This window comes from Streptococcus sp. (assembly GCF_019414905.1).
GTDB lineage: Bacteria > Bacillota > Bacilli > Lactobacillales > Streptococcaceae > Streptococcus.
In genome coordinates this window covers 1-6,005 of the sequence record NZ_DXLC01000211.1, presented here as the reverse complement: position 1 = coordinate 6,005, position 6,005 = coordinate 1, and the positions used below count along the sequence as shown (strand labels likewise).

Sequence of the window (6,005 nt, the reverse complement as noted above, 5' to 3'; positions counted from 1 at the left end):
AGGTAGTACCAGCTTGAACCTGCCCATTGTGGCATGGTGTTGGTTTCACGACGACCTTTGACACCATCTTCACGAGTCACTTCAAGCCAGTCTGTCAAGTTAGCTAGTGGACTTTCCCCTGTACCTGAAGGGCGGATGTCCTTGGTTACAGGCAAGACAAGTGGCAATTCACTTTCAGGGACAGCTGTTGATGTCCCATCTTCCCAATGAATGATTGGGATTGGCTCACCCCAGTAACGTTGACGGCTAAAGAGCCAGTCGCGGAGACGGTAGGTAACCTTCTCTTGTCCACAGCCTTTTTCTTCCAACCAAGCCACAATCTTGGCAATAGCATCTTCTTTGTTGAGTCCATCTAGAAAGTCTGAGTTGACATGAAGGCCATCTTCTGTGTAGGCAGCTTCTTCAACATTTCCACCTTCAAGTACTTCAACGATTGGAAGGTCAAATTGTTTGGCAAATTCCCAGTCACGTTGATCGTGGGCAGGCACAGCCATAACGGCACCTGTTCCATAACTAGCAAGAACATAGTCGGCAATCCAGATTGGAATTTCCTTACCATTGACAGGGTTGATGGCATAAGAACCAGTCCAAACACCAGTTTTTTCTTTGGCAAGGTCTGTACGAGCCAGGTCTGATTTCAGACTAGCTTGGTGTTTATAGTCGGCTACTGCCTCTGCTTGCTCTGGACTTGTGATAGCGTCAACCAAGTCATGCTCAGGAGCTAAAACGGTAAAAGTCGCACCGAAAAGAGTATCAGGACGAGTGGTAAAGACTGTGAATTCCTTGTCTGTTCCCTTAACTTTAAAAGTTACATTAGCACCAGTTGATTTCCCAATCCAGTTGCGTTGCATATCCTTGATAGACTCTGGCCAATCAAGTTCATCTAAGTCATTGAGCAAGCGCTCTGCGTAAGCCGTGATTTTGAGCATCCATTGGCGCATTGGCTTGCGGACAACTGGATAGCCTCCACGCTCAGACGTTCCATCAGGAAGGACCTCTTCGTTGGCGATGGCTGTTCCCAATTCCTCAACCCAGTTTACTGGCACTTCAGCTTCATAGGCCAAGCCTTTTTCGTAAAGCTTAGTGAAAATCCATTGTGTCCACTTGTAGTAGTTTGGATCTGTTGTGTTGACTTCACGATCCCAGTCATAAGAAAATCCAAGCGCATTGATTTGGCGTTTGAAGTTAGCAATGTTCTCAGCTGTAAATTCTGCTGGGTCATTACCAGTATCCATAGCGTATTGCTCTGCAGGCAAACCAAAAGCATCCCATCCCATTGGGTGAAGGACATTGTATCCTTGCGCACGTTTGAAACGGCTGAGGATATCAGTCGCTGTGTAGCCTTCTGGGTGTCCTACGTGCAGACCCGCTCCAGACGGGTAAGGGAACATGTCAAGTGCATAAAACTTCGGTTTTGATGCATCTGTTCCTGTCTTAAATGTATGATGTTCTGCCCAGTAGCCCTGCCACTTAGGCTCAATTTCTTTATGATTGTAAAAACTCATGGTCTCTCTCCAATTTTGTGATGTTACTATTATACCATTTTTGAGAGAATTTGAAATGTGTTAAAAGAAAAAACTGTATACTGTATTTCATTAATTTTGATGGCTCTGAATTGCTCTATCACCCACTTTTTTATCTTATTATTATGCGGGAAATCAAAGAGCAAAACAAGAAGCTTATCTCTTATAACACAAAATACTAATTTTAGACCGAAGATACGACTGGAATGCTAATTAATGTATTTATAGTAAATAGCCGACAACCTATGTCGCTTTTTGATTTATGAAGAACGTCGGATTCAATACGATGATCAATAAAAGACTACCATTTGGAAAACAGTAGTCCTTATTGTTTATTTTGAATTTACATAGGCGTCTACAGCGATGATAGCTTGAGCAACATCTGAAGGCGAAATCTTAAACGGCATCTGATGGATTGTCTCACCCTCCATAGTTGCTTGTTTACCAACTTTTATTAAATCATCATATCCAACTTGATCCAAATGCATTTCTTTTAGAGTTGTTGGCATACCAATTTTTTTGTAAAACTCAATATACTTATCAAGTTCTTCTTTAGGTCTATTTTCCAATAAAAGTTGTACCAAAGTTCCATAAGCTACTTTTTCACCATGTGTTAAATGATGAATGTCACCTGTCAATGCAGTAAAACCATTATGAATTGCATGCGCCGCAGCTAATCCTCCACTTTCAAAACCTAGGCCACTCAATAGAGTATTAGCTTCAACAATATTTTCTAATGCTGGTGTCACCACTTTAGCTTCACAAGCTGCCATAGCCTGTAAACCATCTGCAAACAGCGTTTCTTCACATTTCTTCGCAATTGCAACTCCAGCCAACGTTTGCTGTTGTCCCAACATAGTTTTTCCATTTGCCTGCATAACCGCACGCGCCTCAACCCAAGTTGCTAAACCATCTGCAATACCAGACGCTAATAAACGCTTAGGGGCTTGTGAAATAACTTTTGTATCAACCAAAACTAAATCTGGATTTTTAGAATAAAATAGATAATGATCAAATGCACCTTCATCTGTATAAATAACAGATAAAGCAGATACAGGTGCGTCGGTCGATGCAATTGTTGGAGCAATAATAACAGGCTTTTCAATCAAATCTGCAATAGCTTTTGCACTATCAATCGTCTTTCCACCACCAAGCCCGATAATACTATCACAATTTTCTTTCTCAGCTAAGACAACAACTCTATTGATTTCATTGTCAGAAGCTTCACCATTAAACTGGGCTAGAACAATATGGAAACCATACCTATGTAGGTAATCTTCAAATCGTTTTCCAACAATATCATAAACCAACTGATCACATAATAGAATAGGACGATTTCCCAAATCCAATATTGATTTGGCATTTTCGAACAAGGCATTTTCCCCTTGAATATATCTAGAAGGGCTAGCAAAAATTCTCATATGTATTCCCTCTCTATCTAAACGGAACGACTATTTTGAATAACAAACCAATCGTCAGAAAAATCATCAACCGCCTTTTGGATAGATGGCATGGCGAAAGCTGATTCAAAAACATCTGCTCCTGCTGTAACAGCATGCGCACCTGCAGCTAAAGCACTATTTACTTGTGCTACATTTTTAAAGGATGCAGCTAAAATCTTACTAGGAGAGTTCTGTCTATCAATAGCAAGAGCTAATTGACGAATGACAGAATTTGAATCAATGTTCAGATTTTCCATTCTATTATAATATGGAGCTAGGTAATCGGCTCCTGCTTCGATAGCTAATAATCCCTGAATAACTGTATAAATAGCTGTTGCAGTGATATGGTAGCCCTCTTTTTTTAGCACCTTTATTGCACGTAATCCAGCCGGAGTAACAGGTACTTTGATAAATACATCATCTCCTGCTTGTCTACGAATTTCATGAGCATCCTTTAAGATGCCTTCAAAATCTTGAGAAATCACCTGAACATGAATAGAGGGTACAGAGCCAATCAATTCTCTTACATCTTTGATTCGTTCAAAAAAATTAATAGAACCCTCTCTTTTTGCAATAGTGGGATTTGAAGTTACCCCAGCTAGCGGTAAAATTTCAGACCATTTTTTAATCTCATCTAAATTTAATGTGTCAAGCATAAACTCCATAAAAAGAACCTCTTTATTTTACAATGTATGCTCAGTACGTCCTATAATATCATCTTGGGTTGCCTTAGAAAGAACATTGAAGAATGCAGAGTATCCTGCAACACGAACAATTAAATCTCTGTGTTTTTCAGGATGTTTCTGAGCGTCAATCAACGTCTCTCTGGAAACAACATTGTATTGAATATGGTACCCATGTAAACGATTAAAGAATGTTCGTAACAAAGCAATTAGTTTTAATTTATCTTCTTCTTTGGCTAACGTTTGAGGATTTACTTTCTGATTTAAGAGAACCCCACCTACGATTTCATCTGTTGGTAATTTTGAAACAGATTTTAAAACAGATGTAGGGCCGTGTTGATCCATATTATGTGATGGTGAACAACCCTCTGCTAGCGGTGTACCCGCGTTGCGTCCATCTGGAGTTGCTAGTGTTCCACGTCCCTGTCCTACGTTGGCTGAGATAGAAGATGTTCCTGAATAACGAATTCCTCCAATAGGACCTCTTCCATAACGTGTATTAGGATATTTAGCAATTTCATCAACATAAATGTCGTAAGCAGCAGTAACCAATTTGTCAGCATAATCATCATCATTACCGTACTTAGGTGCATCATGAATCAACATTTCTTGAATGACCTTACCTTCTTCTCCGGCATAATCTGTTTCCAATGCATGCCAAAGCTGACTTGGGCTTATACGTTCTTCCTCAAATACCAATTTTTTAATTGCAGCTAATGAATCCGACAAATTTGCAATTCCAACTTGCAAACCTGATATATAATCATATACTGCTCCACCTTCTTTAAGGTGTTTTCCACGACCAATACAATCATCAGTCAATGCTGAACATAGAATATCAGGAACTTCTCGTTCCAATGATAAATCAATAGAATTTTCAACAATAACACTCATTCGTGTCAAATATCTTAGTGTTTTATCCCAAGCATTTTCTAATTCAGAAAAGTTCTTCATATCCTTAAAATGACCAAAGCTTGGTGCAAACCGTTTACCCGAAGCCGGATCAATTCCATCATTCATCGTGATCAGTAGAACCTTAGGAAAGTTCATATAACTCATACCTGTGCAACGATAGCCCCATTTCCCTGGAACAGCCGTTTCAACACATCCAATGGCACTGTAGTCATAAGCATCATCTTCCATTACTCCTTTTGCAATAAAAGAAGGAATAATAATCTCATCATTATTAAATGCAGGCATACCAAAACCAAGTTTCATCACCTCAATACACTCATTCATGAAACGAGCATCTAAACCTGCATGGTAACGTACAGTTAGATTAGGTTGCGGTAGATGAGTTTGTGCAACTGATTTTAATACCAAATAAGATAATGGGTTAACAGCATCCTTCTTATCTCGAGTCTGTCCACCAATTGTAACATTTTGATATAAAGGACTTCCTGCTGAAGAAAATGTATGTGCTTGACTGCGAACCTTATTAATTGTAATTGTCTTAATCCAAAGATTTGTCAGACGTTCAACAATGCTATCTTCTGTTTCTTTACCACTTTCTAAATCAGCCTTCATATATGGATACATATATTGATCAAAACGACCGTATGAAAGAGAGTGACCATTAGATTCAATTTGTAAAATACATTGAATAAACCAGACTGATTGAATAGCTTCTGCAAAAGTAGTTGCCGGTTCATATGGGACTCGAGAGCAAATATCTGCAATCTCAAGTAATTCTTTCTTACGTTTAGGATTTGCATTTTCGGCTAAACTTTTAGCAAGATCAACAAAGCGATTTGCATATACTTTAATAGCATCGATTACGATAAATATAGAGTCATAAAAATGATATTTATCAATACTTGCTGGATCTGTTAAATCTAGAGCTGCTTTCGCTTTACGAGCCCGCTCTTCAAAACCTCTTAAACCAAATTGCAACAGCTTCTGATAGTTAACTGCTAAGTGAGCATCTCCAGAATTCATCTTACCTTCCATACCGAAGAATCCTGTTTCCATATAAACAGACACTTCTTCAGGTAACAAGGCACCAGCTCTAGCACGTAAATTATTATTTTCCCAAAACGGAGCAATACTTCTAAGTTGTTCTTTTGTTTCTTCAGTAATATAGAAAACATCTCCATCACGCTTTTCAAAAAGATCCAACTCATTGAGAACAAATTCTAGCGTATATTCTGGAAAAATAGGAGCATCTTTATTGGAAGAAGCTTGATTTCCCGCAATCATAGATTCTTCTTCGATATAGATAGTCATATTTTCCAAAATTTCTTTCAGCATATAGGCGCGTTTTAGGACATTAGGTTGTTCCTTATATCGATCATAAGCGCGTGTTGCTAGAACCGCTCTCTCAGCATCAATATAAGGTTTTTTATTTAAAACATCTT

4 protein-coding genes are annotated in these 6,005 nt (G+C 38.8%); all 4 read right to left on the bottom strand.

The features are described from left to right. Window positions 1–1,505: leucine--tRNA ligase (gene leuS, locus QZ359_RS06355; RefSeq protein ID WP_293964256.1), on the bottom strand; the 1,505-nt coding region annotated here is incomplete at its 3' end. Window positions 1,506–1,855: 350 nt separating this feature from the next. Then, complete coding sequence (locus tag QZ359_RS06350) at window positions 1,856–2,944, bottom strand: glycerol dehydrogenase (protein ID WP_293964254.1); 1,089 nt, start codon at window positions 2,942–2,944, stop codon at window positions 1,856–1,858. A gap of 17 nt (window positions 2,945–2,961) precedes the next feature. Continuing rightward, window positions 2,962–3,630 carry a fructose-6-phosphate aldolase gene (locus QZ359_RS06345; RefSeq protein ID WP_261029544.1) on the bottom strand — a complete coding sequence of 223 codons (669 nt, stop codon included), beginning with the start codon at window positions 3,628–3,630 and terminating at the stop codon, window positions 2,962–2,964. An 18-nt stretch (window positions 3,631–3,648) separates the two neighbouring features. Next, a partial coding sequence (locus QZ359_RS06340; protein ID WP_293964252.1) for a glycyl radical protein occupies window positions 3,649–6,005 on the bottom strand: 2,357 nt, incomplete at its 5' end.

What these genes read in the sequence shown, in the direction of transcription:
- QZ359_RS06350 (WP_293964254.1), bottom strand. Translation starts at nt 2,944, where the DNA reads ATGAGAATTTTTGCTAGCCCTTCTAGATATATTCAAGGGGAAAATGCC.
- QZ359_RS06345 (WP_261029544.1), bottom strand. Translation starts at nt 3,630, where the DNA reads ATGGAGTTTATGCTTGACACATTAAATTTAGATGAGATTAAAAAATGG.